General features: G+C 65.8%; 21 protein-coding genes. 17 read left to right on the forward strand and 4 right to left on the reverse strand.

All coding sequences use genetic code 11. From position 1 onward, the window contains the following. Positions 1-8: 8 nt before the first annotated feature. Entirely contained in the window at positions 9-2,702 is a 2,694-nt protein-coding gene (locus tag DNK59_RS02855; protein WP_110722204.1) for a sensor histidine kinase KdpD, read from the forward strand. Next, positions 2,699-3,391, forward strand: a complete 693-nt coding sequence (locus DNK59_RS02860; RefSeq protein WP_092311482.1) for a response regulator — start codon at positions 2,699-2,701, stop codon at positions 3,389-3,391. Before DNK59_RS02855 ends, DNK59_RS02860 begins: the two co-directional genes overlap by 4 nt. Here DNK59_RS02860 and DNK59_RS31885 read toward each other — a convergent pair. Beyond that, the gene (locus DNK59_RS31885) at positions 3,370-3,522 is read right to left on the reverse strand and encodes a hypothetical protein (protein WP_167365627.1); all 153 of its coding nucleotides are present in this window, start codon (positions 3,520-3,522) and stop codon (positions 3,370-3,372) included. The genes DNK59_RS02860 and DNK59_RS31885 overlap by 22 nt on opposite strands. Positions 3,523-3,745: 223 nt before the next feature. Between DNK59_RS31885 and DNK59_RS02865 the strand changes: the two genes are divergently transcribed. Continuing rightward, positions 3,746-4,249 (forward strand): GNAT family N-acetyltransferase, encoded by a 504-nt coding sequence (locus tag DNK59_RS02865; protein ID WP_110722205.1) that lies wholly within the window; start codon positions 3,746-3,748, stop codon positions 4,247-4,249. 71 nt (positions 4,250-4,320) lie between these two features. Here the strand turns inward: DNK59_RS02865 and DNK59_RS02870 are convergent, their stop codons facing one another. After that, entirely contained in the window at positions 4,321-4,806 is a 486-nt protein-coding gene (locus DNK59_RS02870; RefSeq protein ID WP_110722247.1) for a GNAT family N-acetyltransferase, read from the reverse strand. Between the two features lie 183 nt (positions 4,807-4,989). Here DNK59_RS02870 and DNK59_RS02875 point away from each other — a divergent pair, with 183 nt between their 5' ends. The 4 genes from DNK59_RS02875 to DNK59_RS02890 all read left to right on the forward strand — a co-directional run bounded on the left by DNK59_RS02875 (position 4,990) and on the right by DNK59_RS02890 (position 7,604). Next, positions 4,990-5,424, forward strand: coding sequence for an SgcJ/EcaC family oxidoreductase (locus tag DNK59_RS02875; protein WP_092311491.1), 435 nt, complete (start codon positions 4,990-4,992; stop codon positions 5,422-5,424). Positions 5,425-5,491: 67 nt separating this feature from the next. Next, the gene (locus DNK59_RS02880) at positions 5,492-5,836 is read left to right on the forward strand and encodes a YciI family protein (RefSeq protein WP_016968142.1); all 345 of its coding nucleotides are present in this window, start codon (positions 5,492-5,494) and stop codon (positions 5,834-5,836) included. 26 nt (positions 5,837-5,862) lie between these two features. Continuing rightward, positions 5,863-6,354 carry an SRPBCC family protein gene (locus DNK59_RS02885; RefSeq protein ID WP_110722206.1) on the forward strand — a complete coding sequence of 164 codons (492 nt, stop codon included), beginning with the start codon at positions 5,863-5,865 and terminating at the stop codon, positions 6,352-6,354. After that, entirely contained in the window at positions 6,354-7,604 is a 1,251-nt protein-coding gene (locus DNK59_RS02890; protein ID WP_110722207.1) for an RNA polymerase sigma factor, read from the forward strand. The genes DNK59_RS02885 and DNK59_RS02890 overlap by 1 nt, the downstream gene beginning before the upstream one ends. A gap of 34 nt (positions 7,605-7,638) precedes the next feature. Here the strand turns inward: DNK59_RS02890 and DNK59_RS02895 are convergent, their stop codons facing one another. Next, the gene (locus tag DNK59_RS02895; RefSeq protein ID WP_110722208.1) at positions 7,639-8,493 is read right to left on the reverse strand and encodes a LysR family transcriptional regulator; all 855 of its coding nucleotides are present in this window, start codon (positions 8,491-8,493) and stop codon (positions 7,639-7,641) included. An 89-nt stretch (positions 8,494-8,582) separates the two neighbouring features. Between DNK59_RS02895 and DNK59_RS02900 the strand changes: the two genes are divergently transcribed. The 5 genes from DNK59_RS02900 to DNK59_RS02920 all read left to right on the forward strand — a co-directional run bounded on the left by DNK59_RS02900 (position 8,583) and on the right by DNK59_RS02920 (position 12,694). Next, a complete protein-coding gene (locus tag DNK59_RS02900) occupies positions 8,583-9,017 on the forward strand; it encodes a multidrug/biocide efflux PACE transporter (RefSeq protein ID WP_110722209.1) in 435 nt (144 codons plus the stop codon). Between the two features lie 189 nt (positions 9,018-9,206). Beyond that, complete coding sequence (locus tag DNK59_RS02905) at positions 9,207-9,815, forward strand: paraquat-inducible protein A (protein ID WP_092311507.1); 609 nt, start codon at positions 9,207-9,209, stop codon at positions 9,813-9,815. Next, the gene (locus tag DNK59_RS02910) at positions 9,815-10,429 is read left to right on the forward strand and encodes a paraquat-inducible protein A (RefSeq protein ID WP_110722210.1); all 615 of its coding nucleotides are present in this window, start codon (positions 9,815-9,817) and stop codon (positions 10,427-10,429) included. Before DNK59_RS02905 ends, DNK59_RS02910 begins: the two co-directional genes overlap by 1 nt. Continuing rightward, positions 10,422-12,113, forward strand: coding sequence for an intermembrane transport protein PqiB (locus tag DNK59_RS02915; protein ID WP_110722211.1), 1,692 nt, complete (start codon positions 10,422-10,424; stop codon positions 12,111-12,113). Before DNK59_RS02910 ends, DNK59_RS02915 begins: the two co-directional genes overlap by 8 nt. Beyond that, entirely contained in the window at positions 12,110-12,694 is a 585-nt protein-coding gene (locus DNK59_RS02920; protein ID WP_092311513.1) for a membrane integrity-associated transporter subunit PqiC, read from the forward strand. The genes DNK59_RS02915 and DNK59_RS02920 overlap by 4 nt, the downstream gene beginning before the upstream one ends. A 167-nt stretch (positions 12,695-12,861) precedes the next feature. Here the strand turns inward: DNK59_RS02920 and DNK59_RS02925 are convergent, their stop codons facing one another. Further along, on the reverse strand, positions 12,862-13,779 hold the full coding sequence (locus DNK59_RS02925) for a LysR family transcriptional regulator (RefSeq protein WP_092311516.1): 918 nt from the start codon (positions 13,777-13,779) through the stop codon (positions 12,862-12,864). 199 nt (positions 13,780-13,978) lie between these two features. Between DNK59_RS02925 and DNK59_RS02930 the strand changes: the two genes are divergently transcribed. The 5 genes from DNK59_RS02930 (at position 13,979) to DNK59_RS02950 (ending at position 18,313) form a co-directional block, all read left to right on the forward strand. Continuing rightward, positions 13,979-14,737, forward strand: coding sequence for a 5-oxoprolinase subunit PxpA (locus DNK59_RS02930; protein ID WP_110722212.1), 759 nt, complete (start codon positions 13,979-13,981; stop codon positions 14,735-14,737). A 109-nt stretch (positions 14,738-14,846) separates the two neighbouring features. Then, positions 14,847-15,089 (forward strand): acetyl-CoA carboxylase, encoded by a 243-nt coding sequence (locus tag DNK59_RS02935; protein WP_110722213.1) that lies wholly within the window; start codon positions 14,847-14,849, stop codon positions 15,087-15,089. Between the two features lie 10 nt (positions 15,090-15,099). Beyond that, a complete protein-coding gene (locus DNK59_RS02940) occupies positions 15,100-16,473 on the forward strand; it encodes an acetyl-CoA carboxylase biotin carboxylase subunit (protein ID WP_110722214.1) in 1,374 nt (457 codons plus the stop codon). Continuing rightward, positions 16,470-17,342: an allophanate hydrolase subunit 1 gene (locus tag DNK59_RS02945; RefSeq protein WP_110722215.1), complete on the forward strand. Its 873-nt coding sequence runs from the start codon at positions 16,470-16,472 to the stop codon at positions 17,340-17,342. Before DNK59_RS02940 ends, DNK59_RS02945 begins: the two co-directional genes overlap by 4 nt. Next, a complete protein-coding gene (locus DNK59_RS02950; RefSeq protein WP_110722216.1) occupies positions 17,339-18,313 on the forward strand; it encodes a biotin-dependent carboxyltransferase family protein in 975 nt (324 codons plus the stop codon). The genes DNK59_RS02945 and DNK59_RS02950 overlap by 4 nt, the downstream gene beginning before the upstream one ends. The last annotated feature ends 84 nt before the right edge of the window (positions 18,314-18,397 follow it).

Here is an 18,397-nt window from a genome sequence, read left to right on the forward strand (position 1 = left end):
GGAAGCTCATGACTGTGCTCGATGCGAGTTCCCCGTCCCGCGACGGGCGCCCCGACCCCGATGCGCTGCTGGAAAAGCTGCAACAGGAAGAGCAGGCGGCCCAGCGCGGCAAGCTGCGGATCTACTTCGGTTCCAACGCCGGGGTCGGCAAGACCTGCGCCATGCTCACCGCCGCCCGCAGCGAAGTGGCCCAGGGCCGCGATGTGGTGGCCGGGGTGGTGGAAACCCATGGCCGGCGGGAAACCGCCGAGCTGTTGCTAGGCCTGGAAGTGCTGGAGCGTCACCGCTTGATGCACCGCGACTATGCCTTGCCCGAATTCGACCTGGACGCGGCCCTGGCGCGGCGTCCCGCAGTGCTGCTGGTGGACGAGCTGGCCCACAGCAACGTCCCCGGCTCGCGTCACCCCAAACGCTGGCAGGACGTGGAAGAACTGCTGCGGGCCGGGATCGATGTCTGGACCACCCTCAACGTCCAGCATCTGGAAAGCCTCAATGACATCGTCAGCGGCATCATCGGCATCCGTGTGCGCGAAACGGTGCCCGATCACCTGTTCGATGAAGCCCACGAAGTGCTGGTGATCGACCTGCCGCCGGATGATCTGCTGCGTCGCCTCAAGGACGGCAAGGTCTACATGGGGCCGCAGGCCGAGCGCGCTTCACGGCATTTCTTTCGCAAGGGCAACTTGCTGGCCCTGCGCGAACTGACCCTGCGCCGCACCGCCGACCGGGTCGATGCGCAGATGCGCGACTACCGCCGCGAACGCTCGATCAATGCCCTGTGGCCGGCCCGCGAGCGCCTGCTGGTGGGGGTGGCCGGTGATCCGGCGGACGAACGCCTGGTGCGTGAGGCGGCGCGCCTGGCGCAAAAGCTCGAAGCCGACTGGATGGTGGTGCACGTGGCCTCGGCGCAGCGCCGTGGCCAGGGCTCCAGCCGTTATGCAGCGGCGATGAAGACCCTGGCCCTGGCCGCCGAGTTCGGCGCCGAAACCGCGACGCTGCCGGGCCTGGACGTGGCCGAGGCACTGGTGGCCTGTGCCCGCGAGCACAATGCCAACCGCCTGGTGCTGGGCCATTACCCGCGCAAGGTCTGGCAGTTCTGGCACCAGTCGGTGAGCGACCGGATCAGCCGCCAGCACCCGGAAATCGATCAGATCGTGATCGCCAACGGCCCCTTGAGCCGGCGTCCGGTAGCTGCGGACAAACCCGAGGCCGGGCTGCCGCCGAGCCGCGTACCGGCCTACCTGTGGGCCAGCCTGGCGTGCTTTGCCGCCACCGCGGTGGCGGCGCTGCTGCTCCAGGTGTTCGACCCGGCCAACGTGGTCATGCTGTTCCTGCTCACCGTGGTCCTGGTGGCCTTGCGCTTTGGGCGTGGCCCGGGCGTCTGGGCGGCGATGCTGGCGGTGTTGTGCTTCGACTTTTTCTTCGTCCAGCCGGTGTGGTCGTTCACGGTCAACGACACCCAGTACTTCTTCACCTTCGCCCTGATGCTCGGTATTGCCCTGATCACCGGCCAGCTCACCGCGCGCCTGCGCCACCAGGCGCGCACCGCCGCCGAGGGCGAGCGCCGCGCCACTTCCCTGGCCGGACTGGCCCGGGAACTGTCGGCGGCGCTGACCGAGGAGCAGATCTGCGCCGTGGCCCTGCGCACCTTCAGCGGGGTGTTCGAGGCCCGGGTCGGGCTGGCGCTGCCGGATGCCGACAATCGCGTGCGGGCCTTGAGCGCCAATGCCCTGGCCATCGACGAAAGCATCGCCCAGTGGGCCTATGACCACGCCCAGCCGGCGGGGCGCGGCACCGACACCCTGGCGGCGGCCAAGGGCTGCTACCTGCCGCTCAAGGCGCCGATGCGGGTGCGCGGGGTGCTGGTGCTGGAACTGGCAGATGCCGAACGCCTGGCCGAACCGGAGGAGCGGCGCCTGCTGGAAGCCTGCATGAGCCAGCTGGCGATTGCCCTGGAGCGCGTGCATTACGTCGAAGTGGCCCAGAGCACCGTGGTGCAGATGGAAGGCGAGCGCATGCGCAACACCCTGCTGGCGGCCATTTCCCATGACCTGCGCACGCCCTTGACCACCATCATCGGCGCCGCCGACGCCGCCTTGCCCCACGCCACCGAGGGCCCGCTCAAGCAGCTGCTGGCGGGTATCCACGATCAGGCCTCGTCCATGCAGCGCCTGATCGAGAACCTGCTGGACATGGCACGCATGCAGGAGCGGGGCGTGCGCCTCAAGCGCCAGTGGAACTCCCTGGAAGAAATTGTCGGCAGCGCCCTGCGCCAGTTGCGCGAGCCCTTGGCCAAGCATCAGTTGCGAGTGGCCATGGCGCCGCAGTTGCCCCTGGTGGAAGTGGACGCGCTGCTGCTGGAGCGGGTGCTGGTGAACCTTTTGGACAACGCCGCCAAGTACACTCCGGCCGGCACCCTGGTGCAGATCAGCGCCCGTCAGGTCGACCAGCAGATCATCTTGCAGGTCAGCGATTCCGGCCCCGGCTGCCCCAAGGGCAGCTCCCCGGACAGCCTGTTCGAGGCCTTCAGCCGCGGCCAGCAGGAATCCGCCGTGGCCGGCATCGGCCTGGGCCTGGCCCTGGCCAAACGCATCGTCGAAGCCCATGGCGGGCGCATCGAGGCCCAGCCTCACGCCGACGCCGGGTTGAGTTTTGTCATCACTTTGCCGGCGGGACAACCGCCTTCCCTGGAAGCCCTATGAGCAGCCCACGCATCCTGATCGTCGAGGACGAAGCCAACATCCGCCGCTTTGTCGGCATAGCCCTGGAGGACGAAGGCTTCCAGGTGTTCGAGGCCGATAGCGTCAAGCGCGCGCTGATCCATGCCGCCAGTCGTCAGCCGGACCTGGTGATCGTCGACCTGGGCCTGCCGGACGGCGACGGCAAGCAGTTGATCAGCGAGCTGCGTGGCTGGCTGGCGGTGCCGATCCTGGTGCTCTCGGCCCGGGACCGGGAAGACGAGAAAGTCGCCGCCCTGGATGCCGGGGCCGACGACTACCTGGTCAAGCCGTTCGGTGTGCCGGAGTTGCTGGCGCGGATTCGCGCGCAGTTGCGCCGTCATGGCCAGAGCGGCGCGGCAGCGGCCACCAGCAAGGTGAGCTTCGGGGTGATCGAGGTCGACCTGGCGACCCATGAAGTGCGCCGCGAAGGGCAACTGGTGCACCTGACTCCCATCGAATACCGCCTGCTCTGTGCGCTGATCCGCGGTCAGAGCCGGGTCCTGACCCATCGCCAGCTGCTGCTGGAGGTCTGGGGCCTGGACTATGTCGACCGCGCCCATTACCTGCGGGTGCACATGGCCCATCTGCGGCAGAAGCTGGAGGCCGATCCGGCGCAGCCCCAGCATCTGATCACCGAGTTGCAGGTGGGTTATCGCCTGGTGGGGCTCTGATCCCGGCGCGTGGCGCCGCTCAGGGATTTCTCGCCGCGACGCCGCTCATGCACGAAGTCGATGTACAGGGTGATGCAGCCGAAGGTGGCGATGCCGAACAGCAGAAGCAGGCCGATCTGGATGTTGCTCATGGGGAAGGTCCTGTGGGCAAGACGCGGCCCGACCGGCTCGACAGGGCCGGTCAGCAGGCGTCGGGGAGCTGATAGATAATCCCTGGGCGCCGCGCTTGCCAGGGTTTATATGAAAGCTTTACGGCGCCCCCGATGATCCCTATGCGCTGCATACGCCAGGCTCTGCGCGGCGCCACTCTTGCTAGAATCCGTCCCTCTTTCACCGACTTCAGGTTGCCGCCCCATGACTGCCCCGACCCCGCTGATCCGCACCGTTCTGCCTTGCGACCTGGAGCGCTGCTTCGCCATCGAAACCCTGGCCTACGAAGGCGATGAAGCCGCGACCCGGGACAAGATCGCTACCCGCATCGCCACCTGGCCCGAGGGTTTTATCGTCGCAGAGGTGGAGGGCGTGGTGGCTGGCTTCATCAACTCCGGCGCCACCTTCGAGGTGCAGATGGCCGATGAAGCCTTCAAGGAGCTGATCGGTCACGACCCGGCTGGTTCCGAAGTGGTGATCATGTCGGTGGTGGTGCACCCGGACTTCCAGGGGCTGGGCCTGTCCCGGCAACTGCTGCACGCCTTCATCGCGCGTATGGGCGAGCTGGGCAAGGCGCGTATCCACCTGATGTGCAAGGAACGCCACGTGGCGCTGTACCAGCGCTTTGGTTTTGTCTACGTCAAGGCGTCTGAGTCGGACCACGGCGGCATGGCCTGGCATGAGATGGTGCTGAGTCTTGCGCGCTGATGCCTTGAAAGCCTTGGTTTACTGAAGCGCAACGCGGCGGATCTGCAGCTTTGCGCGCCCATGCGGGTGACTCAGAACGCCAGCACCATCCGCCGCTCATAGCCGATCCGGCCCTTGCAGGCCTTGCCGTTCTCCACCCAGCCGAGCTTGCGGTACAGCTTGAGGGCCGGCTGGTTGTCGTCGTCCACCGCCAGGTTCAGGCCCTTGAGCCCGGGCCACTGTAGGCGCGCGGCGGCGGGAATGGCTTGCAGGCAGGCCTGGCCGAAGCCCCGGCCCTGGAACCGCTGGTCCACTTGCAGGGCGTGCAGGCTGGCGCTGTTAGCGTCGGCCCAGGCCGGCAGGCAGGGCGGGCGCTTGAGCAGTACAAAGGCCACCGGCCACTCGTCGTTGAGCAGGGCAAAGCCCTTGATCGCGCCTTGGGGCGCATTAGCCAGGGTGTGCAGCGCGCCGTGAATGTCGCCGCTGAAGGCCTTCTGCCCGGGCCGCACCTCAAGCTTCAGCAAGCGCGCATGTTGGTGACTGTCGAGCTGTTCATAAGGCACTAGGCGTGTGGTCACGGGCAAGGCGATCCGATCGAGAGGAAGGGGGCGGATTCTAGCGATTTTGCCCAGCGGATAAATTTTTTCCGTGGCGTGTCGATTGCGCCGATAGCCAGGCGACTAGGGGTGAACCGAACAGTCAAGGCTACCTATGCAGTGGCTGTTCAACCGCGGTTGATTTCACTCTTGAGGAGTTTGGCCATGCTCAATTCATCCAACGAAGCGCAGGTGCGCAGCCTGATCGATCACTGGCAGCAGGCGGTGCTGGCCCGGGATATCGAGCGCATCGTCAGCTATTACGCCGATGACATCACCTCCTTCGATGCGGTCGGTGCCCTGCAATTCAAGGGCAAGGCCGCCTATCGCGCGCACTGGGAGGCGTGCATGCAGGTCTGCCCCGGCCCGGGCATTTTCGAGTTTCACCAACTGCAGGTGCGGGCCGACGAAACCTTGGCCTTCGCCCACTGGCTGGCCCATTGCGGCGGCACCGACGCCGAGGGCGTGACCAAGGCCTGCTGGATGCGCGTCAGCGCCGCCTATCAACGTCGCGATGGTCAGTGGCAGGTGGTGCACGAACACTGGTCGGCGCCGTTCGACATGCTCACCGGGACCACCCTGTTCGACCTGCAACCCTGAACAGCGCGCTGTTCGCCAAAGCGCCAAACAGCGACCATAGTTGCTCAGCCCGAGTCCGGAGGTGCCCATGAAATACCTATGCCTGGTCTACAGCGACGAGCGCTTGCTGCACAGCCTGCCCGACAGTCCCGAGGACGCCGAATGCCTGGCCTATGCCGAGTCGGTGCAGGGCAGTGGGCGGATGCTCGCCGCCGAGGCGCTGCAATCGGTGCAGTGCGCCACCACGGTACGCATGCGCGGCGGCAAGCTGTCGATCACCGATGGCCCGTTCGCCGAAACCAAGGAACAGCTGGCGGGTTTCTACCTGATCGAGGCCCGGGACCTGAATGAAGCGATCCAGGTCGCCGGGCATATTCCGGCCGCCCGGGTCGGCAGCGTCGAAGTGCGTCCGGTACGTGAGTTGAATCCCTGAAAACAACGATAAACAGGAGTTTGGCGATGACATTCCAAACCGCGGGCCGCGGGCCCGCCGAGCATGAACTGTCGATCAGCCGCTTGATCGACGCGCCGCGCAACAAGGTGTTTCGCGCCTGGACTGAGCCGGCCTTGCTGGCCCAGTGGTGGGGACCCCATGGCATGACCACCCCTGAGTGCGAAATGGACCTGTGGGTCGGCGGCCGGTTTCGCACCCTGATGCGCGCTCCGGACGGCAGCGAGTACCCCACCATGGGGGTGTTTTTGGAGATCGACGCCCCGTCGCGGCTGGTGTTTACCGATGCCTACCTGCCGGGCTGGATCCCATCGGGCAAGCCGTTCATGACCGCTGAGGTGACCTTCGAGGAGCAGGGCGACAAGACCCTCTACACCGCCCGGGCCATGCACTGGAGCGAAGCCGACCGCAGGGCTCACGAAGCCATGGGCTTTCATGACGGTTGGGGGCAGAGCCTGGAGCGCCTGGTGGCGTTGGTGACCCAGGGCCTGCCGGACTGATGGCCGAGCCGGACCGGGAGGCGCTGGCGAAGCAGGTGGCGCAGGTCTATCGCGAGCAGTCGCGGCGCATCCTCGCCACCCTGATCCGCCTGCTGGGGGACTTCGACCTGGCCGAGGAGGCGCTGCACGAGGCCTTCTTCGTGGCCGTCGAACGCTGGCAGGCCGATGGCGTGCCCGACAACCCCCGGGCCTGGCTGGTGTCGGTCGGCCGCTTCAAGGCGATCGACGCCTTGCGCCGACGGGCGCGCTTCGCGGCTTCCCAGGCGGCGCTGCTCAGCCAGTTGGAACAGCTCGAACAGGACGACTGGAGCGTCGAGGATGTGCAGGATGACCGCCTGCGCCTGATCTTCACCTGCTGCCACCCGGCATTGGCGGCGGATGCCCAGGTGCCGTTGACCCTGCGCGAGATCTGCGACCTGAGCACCGAGGAAATCGCCCGGGCCTTCCTGGTCGCCCCGGCCACCATCGCCCAGCGCATCGTGCGCGCCAAGGCGAAGATCCGCGACGCCGGGATTCCCTATCAGGTGCCGCAACTGAGTGAATTGCCCGAGCGCCTGGAGAGCGTGCTGCGGGTGATCTATCTGGTATTCAACGAGGGTTACTCGGCCTCCATGGGCACCGAACTGACCCGAGATGAGCTGACCCGCGAAGCCATCCGCCTGGGCTACCTGTTGCTGGAGCTGTTGCCCGAGGCTGAGGTGATGGGCCTGCTGGCGCTGATGCTGCTGCACGAGTCACGGCGCGCGGCGCGGATATCCGCCACTGGCGAGTTGATCCTGCTGGATGAGCAGGACCGTTCGTTGTGGCAGCAGGACTTGATCGAGGAAGGTTGCGCCCTGGTGGAGCGCGGCCTGCGCAGTGGCCAGGCTGGGCCTTATTGCCTGCAGGCGGCGATTGCCGCGGTGCATGCCGAAGCCGCGAGTGCCGAACACACCGACTGGGCGCAGATCGTCGGTCTGTATGACGTCCTGCTGCGTTTGCAGCCTTCCCCGGTGATCCAGCTCAACCGCGCCGTGGCCCTGGCCAAGCGCGACGGGCCGGCTGCCGGGCTGGAGCAAGTGCAAGCCATCCTGGACCGTGGCGACTTGCAGGATTACCACCTGGCCCATGCCGCGCGGGCCGATTTCTGCCGGCAACTGGGGCAGATCGCCGCTGCGCGCGAATCCTACCAGCACGCCTTGGCCCTGGCCCGGCAAGACCCCGAGCGGCGCTTTCTCGAACAGCGCCTGGCCCAGCTCGGCTCCTGCTAGACCCTGGCGATTCAGGGCGGCTGGCGGAGCGCGGTCATTGCAGCATCCGCGCCAGCAACCAGCTGCCCGCCGGACCCGGTGGATGCAGGCGCGACCAGAGCGCATCCACCGCCACGCTGCGCGGCCAGCCACGGACCTGCAGCTCCTGCAACCTGCCGGCGCCGAAGCCTTCCACCAGCCAGCGTGGCAGGGGCGCCCAGCCAAAGCCGCCCTGGGCCATCTCCAGCAGCATCAGGTAGCTGGGGGCCGACCAGACCCGGCCCTGGCTGCGGCTCTCGTAGGGGTTGAGCACGGTCGCCAGACGCAGTTCCCGGTGCTGGCGCAGGGCTTGTTCATCGACTTGATCCAACTGCGCCAGGGGATGCTTGCGCGATACGTAGAGAGAGATTTCACCCCGTTCGTCCAGGGTCTGGTGCTCCAGGTCCGCCGGGTAATGGTCCTGCTTCTCGGCAAAGGCGATGTGCGCCCGGCCGCTTTGCACCAGGGCGATCAGGTCATCGCATTCGGCGATCAGGCATTCCAGCTCCAGGTCCGGGTAGCGCTGCTCGAAGGCGCTGAGGCAGCTTTCAAAACGATCCGACTGGTAGGTGTCGGACAGGGCAATGGTGAGTTTCGCTTCGATCCCCCGGGACAGTTGGCTGGCGGCCATTTCCAGGCGGCTGGTGGCGGCGAGGATTTCTTCGGCGCGCTGCAGCAGCACATGTCCGGCCGGGGTCAGCCCGGGCTTGCGGCTGCTGCGGTCGAACAGCTGTACATCGAGGTCGATCTCCAGGCTCGCCACCGCCGCGCTGATGGTGGACTGACTCTTGCCCAGCTTGCGTGCGGCCGCGGAAAACGAACCCTGGGTGGCGGCCTGGACGAACGCCAGGAGTACTTCATGTGAGGCCATGGACTATCGCCTTGATCGATGGTTATTGATTATCAAGTATCGGCCTGCTCCTGGATGATCGCCAGCACCTTCACTTCAGGAGTACGCCAATGAGCCTGCCCAAATCCCTTACCGAACGTATTTTCCAGGCGGTAGCCTTTGAGCTGCTGGCGGTGTCGATCTGTACTCCGCTGCTGTCCTGGATCATGGACAAGCCCATGGCCGACATGGGCCTGGTGACCCTTGCCATCGGCCTTCTGGCCCTGGGCTGGAACGTGCTGTTCAACGGTCTGTTCGATCGTTTGCTCAAGCGCCTGGGGCTTGAACACAGCGCCAGGACCCGGGTCCTGCATGCCTTGCTGTTCGAAGGCGGGCTGGTGGCTTTCTGTGTGCCGCTGATTGCCTGGTGGCTGGATATCAGCCTGTTGCAGGCTTTCATCCTGGACATCGGCGTGTTGCTGTTCTTCCTGCCCTACACCTACCTCTATCACTGGGCCTACGACGTGCTGCGGGACAAGTGGCTGCAAGCGCGTCTGGCCCATTGAGCGCAAAGGCGCTCCGGGATCGACCGCCTCGGCTTGCGGGCGGCGAAAATCTCCGGGGCGCCTATCATGGCTAGGACAGCGGCGGCGCAGCAGCAGAGAAAACTGGACACTGTCCCGGGGTTTTTCTGAAAATATGCGTCAGCAGGTTCCTGTCACTGAACCTGCCGCACTCCCGACTATCTGAAGACCATGACTATTTCCCGCAACTGGATCATCTGCGAGCACTGCGATTCGCTGTACGAATCCGTGCCGCTCGGCAAAGGCCAGGCCGCCCAGTGCTCGCGCTGCGGTGCGTTGCTGGCCCGTGCCCGGCACCTGAGCGTGCAGCAGCTGTTCGCCTTGTCGATCACCGCCGGGTTGCTGTTCGTCTTCGCCAACCTGTTTCCGGTGATCAAGATCAGCCTCGAAGGCCTGAGCAACGAGGCAACCCTCTGGCAATCGGTGGAGGCCCTGGCCCAGGGCCGCATCAGCCTGATCGCGGCGATCACCGGGCTGACCATCATTCTCGCCCCGTGCCTGCAGATCATCCTGCTGTGCTGGGTGCTGGGCTTTGCCAACGTCGGCCGCGCGGCGCCGGGCTTCAAGGCCTGCATGCGGGCCCTGGAACACCTGCGCCCCTGGAGCATGCTCGAGGTGTGCCTGCTGGGCATCCTGGTGGCCATCGTCAAGCTGGCGGGCATGCTTGATGTGCACCCGGGGATGGGGCTGTGGGCCCTGGCGATGCTCACGGTGCTGATCATCCTGATTTCCGGCAAGGACATCCGCTACCTCTGGGATGACCTGGAGGGCCGCTACTGATGAGTGCGCCGCCCTACGCCCGGGATTACCAACTGATGCTGTGCCATACCTGCGGCCAGGTCTGCCAGGACTTCGAGCACCGCTGTCCGCGCTGCGATGCCGTGGTGCATGCGCGCAAGCCCAACAGCCTGGCGCGCACCTGGGCCTTTCTCCTGGCCAGCCTGATCTTCTACATCCCGGCCAACCTGCTGCCGGTGATGCACACCAGCATCTTTGGCAGCGCCAGTGAAAACACCATCATGAGCGGCGTGGTGGAGTTCTGGAAACATGGCTCCTGGGACATCGCCCTGCTGATCTTCATTGCCAGCGTGGTGGTGCCCTGCAGCAAGTTCTTGGTCCTCGGCACGCTGCTGGTGACCTGCCAGCGCCGCAGCCTCTGGGCCCAGCGCGAGCGGGCCAAGCTGTACCGCTTCATCGAGCTGATCGGCTACTGGTCGATGCTCGACGTGCTGGTGGTGGCCCTGGTGGCGGCCCTGGTGCAGTTTCGTGCCCTGAGCTCCATCGATCCGCGCATGGGCATTCTGTTTTTTGGTTTGGTGGTGGTGCTGACGATGTTGGCGGCCATGAGTTTCGATCCCCGGCTTATCTGGGACGCAGAGGTTGAAGATGTCTGAGCATCCAGGTTCCAACGCAGCAAATTCCCGGCCCGCGCCTGGTGCTCCGGCGCTGCGCACGCGGCGCTTCAATGTCTCGCTGGTGTGGCTGGTGCCGATCGTCGCGGCCCTGGTGGGGTTGTCGATGGTGGTGCACAAGTCGCTGTCGGCGGGGCCGGAAATCACCATCAGCTTCCAGACCGCCGAGGGCCTTGAGGCCAACAAGACCCAGGTCAAGTACAAGAACGTGGTGATCGGCAAGGTGACCGCCATTGCCTTGAGCGACGACCGCAAGAAGGTGCTGGCCAAGGTCGAGCTGGATCAGTCCGCCGAACCCTTTACCGCCGACGACTCGATGTTCTGGGTGGTGCGCCCGCGGATCGGCGCCAATGGCGTTTCCGGGGTCGATACCCTGTTGTCCGGGGCCTTTATCGGTGCCGACGCCGGCCGCTCGGAAAAGCGCAAGGACAGCTTCAAGGGCCTGGAGACCCCGCCGCCCATCACCTATGGGCAGAAGGGCAAGCGCTTCACCCTGCACACCGATGACCTGGGCTCGCTGGATATCGGTTCGCCGGTCTACTACCGGCGCATCGAAGTGGGGCAGGTGGTGTCCTACCAGTTGGCCAACAGCGGCAAGGGCGTGGACGTGAAGATCTTCGTCAACGCGCCCAACGACAAGTACGTCACCACCGACACCCGCTTCTGGAACGCCAGCGGCGTCGACGTGACCCTCGGCGCCAACGGCCTGAAGGTCAACACCGAGTCGGTGTCGTCGATCCTCGCCGGCGGCATTGCCTTCGTCGAGCCCAAGTACAGCCCCAATGCCCAGCCGGCCGAGGAGAATGCCGAGTACACCTTGTTCGGCGACCAGGACACCGCCCTGGCCCCGCCGGACGGCGCGCCCTATTACATCCGCATGCGTTTCGACCAGGCCCTGCGCGGGTTGTCGCTGAATGCCCCGGTGGAGTTCCTCGGGGTGAACATCGGCAAGGTGGTGTCCATGGACCTGGACTACGACGAGCAGCGCAAGTATTTCCCGACCCTGGTCGGCGCGGTGATCTATCCCGAGCGCCTGGGCAAGGCCCACGAAAAACTGCTGAAGCAGACCGGCGGCGAAGACGATGCGCGCTCGGCCAAGCTGATTGGCGCCTTCGTCAAGAACGGCCTGCGGGCCCAGCCCCGCAGCGGCAACCTGCTGACCGGACAGCTGTACATCTCCCTGGACTTTGTCGCCAATGCCAAGCCGGTGGCTTTCGACGCCGCGGCACGACCGCTGGAGATCCCCACCATCCCGGGCAGCATGGACAAGTTGCAGGAGCAGTTGCAGGCGGTGGTGGACAAGATCAGCAAGCTGCCGATCGATTCGATTGCCGCCAACCTCAACGGCAGCCTGGTGGAAATGCAGAAGACCCTGAAGCAGGTCAACGGCGAAGTGTTGCCGCAGATGCGCGACACCCTGGAGCAATCGAAGAAGACCCTGGCCAGCGCCAACGAAAGTTTCTCCGAGGACTCGCCACAACGGCAGAAGCTTAGCCAGGCCATGGAAGAGGTGCAGCGCACTGCGCGTTCGGTGCGGGTGCTCAGCGACTTCCTCGGGCGTCATCCGGAGGCGCTGATCCGCGGGCGCCTCAAAGACAACCAACCGGATGCCTACCAGTCGCCATCCTCCTCTGTTCGCGAATCCGTACCGGAAGCCCAGCCATGAAAACCCGTGCCCTGTTGCTCTGCCTGACCCTGGGGCTGGCCGCCTGCAGTTCCGCGCCCACCCGCTACTACACCTTGCTGCCGCCGGTGCCCGAGGGCAGCGCTGCGGCACGCACCGGCAATCTGCAGTTCGAGATGTCCACGGTGCGCATTCCGGTGCAGGTGGACCAGCCGCAACTGGTGGTGCGCCAGGACAGCGGCAGCCTGGCGATCCTCGAAACTCAGCGCTGGAGCGCTCCGCTGGTGGACGAATTCCACGATGCGCTGGCCAGCCAGATGGAGCAGAAACTCGGCACCCGCAACCTTGAAGGGCTGCCCAAGCAGCCCGGGCGGCCGGTGCTGTCGTTGCAGACCGATGTGCGGCGTTTCGAATCCCTGCCCGGACGTTATGCATTGATCGATGTGGTCTGGAGCCTGCGTCAACGGGGCGAGGGCGGCCCGGCCCGCCACCTGACCTGCAGCAGTCAGATCCGTCAGCCGGCGGGTATCGAACTGAGCAGCCTGGTCCAGGCCCACCAGCAGGCCATCGCCCAGTTGGCCGGGCAGATCGCCGCCGCCGCGCAGCGCTGGACCTGCCCCTGAATCAGCCCTGTAGCCGCTGCCGCAGGCGACGAACGGCTTAGGCGGCATTGCGACGCAGCAGACGCAAGAATCCTGAGGCCACTGCTGGTTTGGCAGGCGATCGCCAGGCAAGGTCCAGTGGGCCTTTTCGCAGCCTCGCCGGGGCTCGGCAGCGGCTGCGAGGGGGCTCAGCGTCGTGCCAGGTGTTGCTGGGGCGCGAGGAAGGCGTCGTGGAAGTAGGCACGCAAGGCCTGCATCGCCGGGGTGAAGGTGCGTTCGCGATGCCAGGCCAGCCCCACGCTCATCGGCGTGACCGCATCGCTCAGGCTCAGGGTCTCGATGCGCTTGCCCTCCAGGGACCAGGGCCGGTGCACCAGGTCGGAAAGAATCGCCACGCCGCTGCCGTTGGCCACCATGCTGCGCACCGCTTCCACCGAGCTGGTGCGCACCCGCACGTTGGGCTGCTGGCCGGCCTGTTCCCAATAGCGCATGGCGCTCTGTTCGGCTTCGTCGACGGTGAGCAGGATGAACGGCTCAGCGGCCACGTCCGCCAGGCTGATGCTGGTGCGCTCGCACAGCGGATGGTGGGCCGGCAGCCATAGCCGGCGCTCGGAGTTGAACAGGGTCTGCGAGACGATGTCCGGGTGGGTCAGGTTGGCGGTGAGCACCACCGCCATGTCGAAGCGGCCTTCCAGCAAGCCTTGTTCGATGGCCTGGCGTTCCTGTTCATGCAGCTCGATGGTGACGTCCGGGTGCCAGTGTTCCAGGCGCTGCAGGTGGTGCGGCAGGAAGTAGCCGATCACCGTGTAGCTGGCCGCCAGGTGCAGCACGCCGCTGGCCCGGTAGTCCGGCAACGGGCTGTTCAGGGCATCCTCGACGCTGCGCAGGATCACGTAGGCGCGGTTGAGAAAGTGCCGCCCTGCATCGGTCAGGTTCATGCCCTGGGCCGAGCGCACGAACAACTGCACCGCGAGCATGGCCTCCAGTTCCTTGATCGCCGTGGTCACCGCCGATTGCGAGATATTCAAGTGAATCGCCGCCTGGGAGATCTGCCCGATCTCGGCCGTGGCCACGAAATAGCGCACCTGGCGCAAGGTCAACGACATGGCCCATTCCCCCCTTGTCCTGTAGGAGCCGGCTTGCCGGCGAAAGCGATGGTGCGAACGCCGTTGCCGCCAAATCCGGCATTGCTCTTTAGCTTTATCTGTTTTTCAGAAGAAGATCTATCTGATAATAGATCTTCCCAAGGGGTCAAGGCCGCTCTAATTTCCGTTGCACGAAGTCACGAGAGTTGGAGCAACAGTGATGCAGGCAGTGGATTTCAATTCGGACATGGGCGAGAGCTTCGGCCCCTGGACCATCGGCGATGGTGTCGACGACCAACTGATGGGCTTCATCAGCTCGGCCAACATCGCCACCGGCTTTCATGCTGGCGACCCCGGCACCATGCGCCGCACCATCGAGCAGGCCAAGCGCCGGGGCGTGGCCATCGGTGCTCACCCGGGGTTTCGCGATCTGGTGGGTTTCGGGCGCCGGCATATCAATGCCCCGGCCCAGGAACTGGTGGACGACATGCTCTATCAGCTCGGTGCCCTGCGTGAACTGGCCCGGGTACAAGGCGTGAAGCTGCAACACATCAAGCCCCACGGCGCGCTCTACATGCACCTGGCCCGGGACGAAGAAGCGGCGCGACTGCTGGTGGCAAACCTGCGCCTGCTGGAGCCCGAGCTGCTGCTGTATTGCATGCCCAATTCGGTGATCTGGCACGTGGCCCGAGAACTGGGCCAGCCGGTGATCCGCGAGTTCTACGCCGACCGCGACTACGACCTCAGCGGCTCCATCGTGTTTACCCGCAACGTCAGGGCCCTGGACCCGGCCGCGGTGGCGGCCAAGGTGCTGCGCGCCTGCCAGACCGGCCTGGTGCGCACCGTCGAAGGCGAGGATCTGCACATCGAGTTCGACTCCATCTGCCTGCACAGCGACACCCCCGGTGCCCTGGATCTGGTCGAGGCCACCCGTACCGCGCTGGACCAGGCCGGCATCGAGGTGCGCGCACCGCGCTGAGCGCATCGACGCCAATCACATCCACCAGAAGCACCGCGCACAGACGCGGGCCTCACCCGGGTTTTGAATTTTTGCCTGCCTTTCTACAACTATTCCAAGAGGAACAGACATGGCCGAACACAGTGTTATCACCCCTTTGCCGGGCACCTTCTATCGCAAGGCCACCCCCGATTCGGCGCCTTTTGTCGAGGTCGGCGATATCGTCAGCGCCGATACCGTGATCGGCCTGATCGAAGTCATGAAGCAGTTCTCCGAACTGACCGCCGGGAGCGCGGGTCAGGTCAGCGCCTTTGCCGTGGAAGATGGCGATCCGGTGGAACCGGGTCAGGTCGTCGCGACGCTCAAGCAGTGAGGGCCGGAGCATGACTCAAGCGATCAAGAAGTTGCTGGTGGCCAACCGCGGCGAGATCGCCGTGCGTATCATTCGCGCGGCCAAGGCCCTGGGCATTCCCACGGTGGCCGCGTGCAGCGAGGCGGATGCCGACTCCATGGCCGCGCGTCTGGCCGATGAAGTGCAGATCATCGGCCCGGCCCGGGCCGACAAGAGCTACCTGAATGTCCAGGCCCTGCTCGGCGCCTTGCAGGCCAGCGGTGCCAATGCGGTGCACCCGGGCTATGGCTTTCTTTCCGAGAACGCCGGTTTCGCCGAGGCGGTGGTCGAGGCGGGGGCGATTTTCGTCGGGCCCAGCGCCGAAACCATCCGCCGCATGGGCGACAAGGCCGAAGCCCGGCGCACCGCCCAGGCTGCCGGGGTGCCGGTGGTCCCGGGTTCTGCGGGCGAACTCTTCGACCTGGAGGCCGCGCTCAAGGCTGCCGAAGGCGTGGGCTTTCCGCTGTTGATCAAGGCCAGCGCCGGTGGCGGCGGGCGCGGGATCCGCCTGGCCCAGGATGCGGCGCAACTGGCCGAGGAATTCCCCCGGGCGCAACGCGAAGCCCAGACCGCGTTCGGCAATGGCGCGGTGTACCTGGAGCGTTTCATTGGCCGTGCGCGGCACATCGAAGTCCAGGTGCTGGGCGATGGCCAGCACGCGGTGCACCTGTTCGAGCGCGAGTGCTCGCTGCAACGCCGGCGGCAGAAGATCTTCGAGGAAGCGCCGTCGCCGGTGCTCAGCGCCGCCCAGCGTGAGCAGTTGTGCAGCAGCGCCGTGCGCCTGACCCAAGCCCTGGGTTACCAGGGCGCCGGCACCCTGGAATACCTGTATGACGACAGCACCGGCGAGTTCTTCTTCATCGAGATGAACACGCGGATCCAGGTCGAGCACCCCATCAGCGAGCTGATCACTGGCATCGATCTGGTCCAGGCCATGTTGCGCATTGCCGGGGGCGAGCCCCTGGGGTTGCGCCAGAGCGACATCGCGCTCAACGGCGCGGCCTTGCAGATGCGCCTGAATGCCGAAGACCCGGCGCGGGATTTCTTCCCCAGCCCGGGCCAGGTTGAGCAACTGATCTGGCCGCAGGGGCCGGGGGTGCGGGTCGATAGCCATCTGTACCCGGGCTATGCTGTGCCGCCTTATTACGACTCGCTGCTGGCCAAGCTGATCGTTCACGGGCGTGACCGGGGCGAGGCCCTGGCCCGGGCACGACAGGCGCTGGAGCAGACCACCTTGACCGGCATGGCCAGCACCTTGTCGCTGCACCGTGAACTGCTGGCCGAACCCTGGTTGCAGCAGGCCGATTTTCACACGGGAACCCTGGAAACCTGGCTGGCCGCGCGCCGCGCCGGAGGTGTCGCATGAACCAGCCGATCCGCTACAGCTTTGGTGCCGACGAGCACCTGTTCGCCGAAGTCAGCGACAGCATGTCCCTGGAAGCCTTCTTCAAGGGCATGGCGGTGACCCGCGCCGTGCAGCGCCTGGAGTTGGATGGGGTGCTGGATGTGTGCCTGGCCAACGCCTCGTTCCAGATCCGTTTCGACCCGGATCGCATCGCCCCGCAGGCCCTGCTGGAGGCGGTGCAGCAGGCCGAGGCCGGCGCCGTGGCCGAGCGCAGCCTGCACACGCGGATCATCGAGATCCCGGTGCTGTACAACGACCCCTGGACCCATGAAACCCTGATGCGCTTTCGCGACCGGCACCAGGACCCCAGCGCCACCGACCTTGAATACGCGGCGCGGATCAATGGGCTGGCGGACGTCGAGGCCTTCATTGCCGCCCACAGCGGCGCGCCCTGGTTCGTGTCCATGGTGGGCTTCGTCGCCGGGCTGCCGTTCATGTTCCAGATGGTCGAGCGCCAGCGGCAGTTGCAGGTGCCCAAGTACCTGCGGCCACGCACGGATACGCCAAGGCTGACCCTGGGCCACGGCGGCTGCTTCGGCTGCATCTACTCGGTGCGCGGCGCCGGTGGCTACCAGATGTTCGGCGTCACTCCGGCGCCGATCTACGACCCGCAGCAGCAACTGGCTTACCTCAAGGCGCACATGGTGTTCTTCCGCCCGGGGGACATCGTGCAGTTCAAGCCCATCGACCGCGAGGCCTATGACCAGGCGGTGGCCGAGGTCGAGGCCGGGCGCTTCGACCTGCGCATCCGCGAGGTGGAGTTTTCCCTGGATGCCTTTCTCGCCGACCCGGTCGGCTATCCCAAATCGCTGCAGGAGGTGCTGGCATGATCAAGGTCATCAAACCGGGCCTGGCCACATCGGTGCAGGATCTGGGTCGCGAAGGTTTCTATCACCTGGGGATTCCGCCGTCCGGGGCCCTGGATCAGTACGCCCTGAGCGCGGCCAACCACTTGGTGGGCAACCCGGCAGGCGCGGCCGGGCTGGAGTGCACCTTGCTCGGACCGGAGCTGGAATTCGCCAGCGATGCCCTGGTGGCGGTCTGCGGCGCGCACATGACCCCCAAGCTCGATGGCGTGGACATGCACCTGGACACCGCCTTTGCGGTCAAGGCCGGGCAAGTGCTGCGCTTCGACTTTCCCAAGGCCGGGGCGCGGGCGTATCTGGCGGTGGCCGGTGGCATCGATGTGCCGCAGGTCTTGGGCAGTCGCTCGACTTATGCCCTGGGCGCCCTCGGTGGTTTCCAGGGCCGGCGTCTGGCGGCCGGGGATGAGCTGCCAGTGGGGGTTGCCAGCGGCAAGAGTCGCCCCGGTGCCAGCCTGCCCATGGCGTTGCGTCAATCCCTGGGCGGCGAAATCACCCTGCGGGTGGTGCCGGGCCTGTACTACGAACGCTTGAGCGAGGCGGCCAAGGTCAGCTTTTTCGCCGAACCCTGGACCGTGGGCTCGGAAGCAGACCGCATCGGCTATCGCTTCAAGGGCGGCAGCGCCTTGAGCTTCCAGCCTCGGGAGCAGCCGTTCGGTGCCGGTTCCGATCCGTCGAACATTGTCGACAGTTGTTACCCGATCGGTTCGATCCAGGTGCCGGCGGGGCTTGAACCCATTGTCCTGCACCGGGACGCGGTGTCCGGTGGTGGCTACGCCATGATCGGCACAGTGATCAGCGCCGACCTCGATCTGATCGGCCAGATGCAGCCCAACCAGAAGGCCCGCTTCGTCGCGGTGACCCTCGAAGAAGCGCTGGAGGCCCGGCGCTCCTACAAGAAAAAGCTCAGCTGTCTGAGCAAGCTCTTTCCTTCCTGATTCTGCCCGCCGCATCGCGCGGGCCATGCCAAACGGTAGGCCAACGCCGCACTTCGGTGCGGTGACGGCTGCCCGCGCTTCAAC

The sequence above is a fragment of the Pseudomonas sp. TKO26 genome, from assembly GCF_003225665.1.
Lineage (GTDB): Bacteria > Pseudomonadota > Gammaproteobacteria > Pseudomonadales > Pseudomonadaceae > Aquipseudomonas > Aquipseudomonas saponiphila.

Excerpts from the sequence above, each read along its gene's own strand:
- DNK59_RS02855 (WP_110722204.1), top strand. The coding sequence starts at position 9 with ATGACTGTGCTCGATGCGAGTTCCCCGTCCCGCGACGGGCGCCCCGAC.
- DNK59_RS02860 (WP_092311482.1), top strand. The coding sequence starts at position 2,699 with ATGAGCAGCCCACGCATCCTGATCGTCGAGGACGAAGCCAACATCCGC.
- DNK59_RS31885 (WP_167365627.1), bottom strand. The coding sequence starts at position 3,522 with ATGAGCAACATCCAGATCGGCCTGCTTCTGCTGTTCGGCATCGCCACC.
- DNK59_RS02865 (WP_110722205.1), top strand. The coding sequence starts at position 3,746 with ATGACTGCCCCGACCCCGCTGATCCGCACCGTTCTGCCTTGCGACCTG.
- DNK59_RS02875 (WP_092311491.1), top strand. The coding sequence starts at position 4,990 with ATGCTCAATTCATCCAACGAAGCGCAGGTGCGCAGCCTGATCGATCAC.
- DNK59_RS02880 (WP_016968142.1), top strand. The coding sequence starts at position 5,492 with ATGAAATACCTATGCCTGGTCTACAGCGACGAGCGCTTGCTGCACAGC.
- DNK59_RS02885 (WP_110722206.1), top strand. The coding sequence starts at position 5,863 with ATGACATTCCAAACCGCGGGCCGCGGGCCCGCCGAGCATGAACTGTCG.
- DNK59_RS02890 (WP_110722207.1), top strand. The coding sequence starts at position 6,354 with ATGGCCGAGCCGGACCGGGAGGCGCTGGCGAAGCAGGTGGCGCAGGTC.
- DNK59_RS02895 (WP_110722208.1), bottom strand. The coding sequence starts at position 8,493 with ATGGCCTCACATGAAGTACTCCTGGCGTTCGTCCAGGCCGCCACCCAG.
- DNK59_RS02900 (WP_110722209.1), top strand. The coding sequence starts at position 8,583 with ATGAGCCTGCCCAAATCCCTTACCGAACGTATTTTCCAGGCGGTAGCC.
- DNK59_RS02905 (WP_092311507.1), top strand. The coding sequence starts at position 9,207 with ATGACTATTTCCCGCAACTGGATCATCTGCGAGCACTGCGATTCGCTG.
- DNK59_RS02910 (WP_110722210.1), top strand. The coding sequence starts at position 9,815 with ATGAGTGCGCCGCCCTACGCCCGGGATTACCAACTGATGCTGTGCCAT.
- DNK59_RS02915 (WP_110722211.1), top strand. The coding sequence starts at position 10,422 with ATGTCTGAGCATCCAGGTTCCAACGCAGCAAATTCCCGGCCCGCGCCT.
- DNK59_RS02920 (WP_092311513.1), top strand. The coding sequence starts at position 12,110 with ATGAAAACCCGTGCCCTGTTGCTCTGCCTGACCCTGGGGCTGGCCGCC.
- DNK59_RS02925 (WP_092311516.1), bottom strand. The coding sequence starts at position 13,779 with ATGTCGTTGACCTTGCGCCAGGTGCGCTATTTCGTGGCCACGGCCGAG.
- DNK59_RS02930 (WP_110722212.1), top strand. The coding sequence starts at position 13,979 with ATGCAGGCAGTGGATTTCAATTCGGACATGGGCGAGAGCTTCGGCCCC.
- DNK59_RS02935 (WP_110722213.1), top strand. The coding sequence starts at position 14,847 with ATGGCCGAACACAGTGTTATCACCCCTTTGCCGGGCACCTTCTATCGC.
- DNK59_RS02940 (WP_110722214.1), top strand. The coding sequence starts at position 15,100 with ATGACTCAAGCGATCAAGAAGTTGCTGGTGGCCAACCGCGGCGAGATC.
- DNK59_RS02945 (WP_110722215.1), top strand. The coding sequence starts at position 16,470 with ATGAACCAGCCGATCCGCTACAGCTTTGGTGCCGACGAGCACCTGTTC.
- DNK59_RS02950 (WP_110722216.1), top strand. The coding sequence starts at position 17,339 with ATGATCAAGGTCATCAAACCGGGCCTGGCCACATCGGTGCAGGATCTG.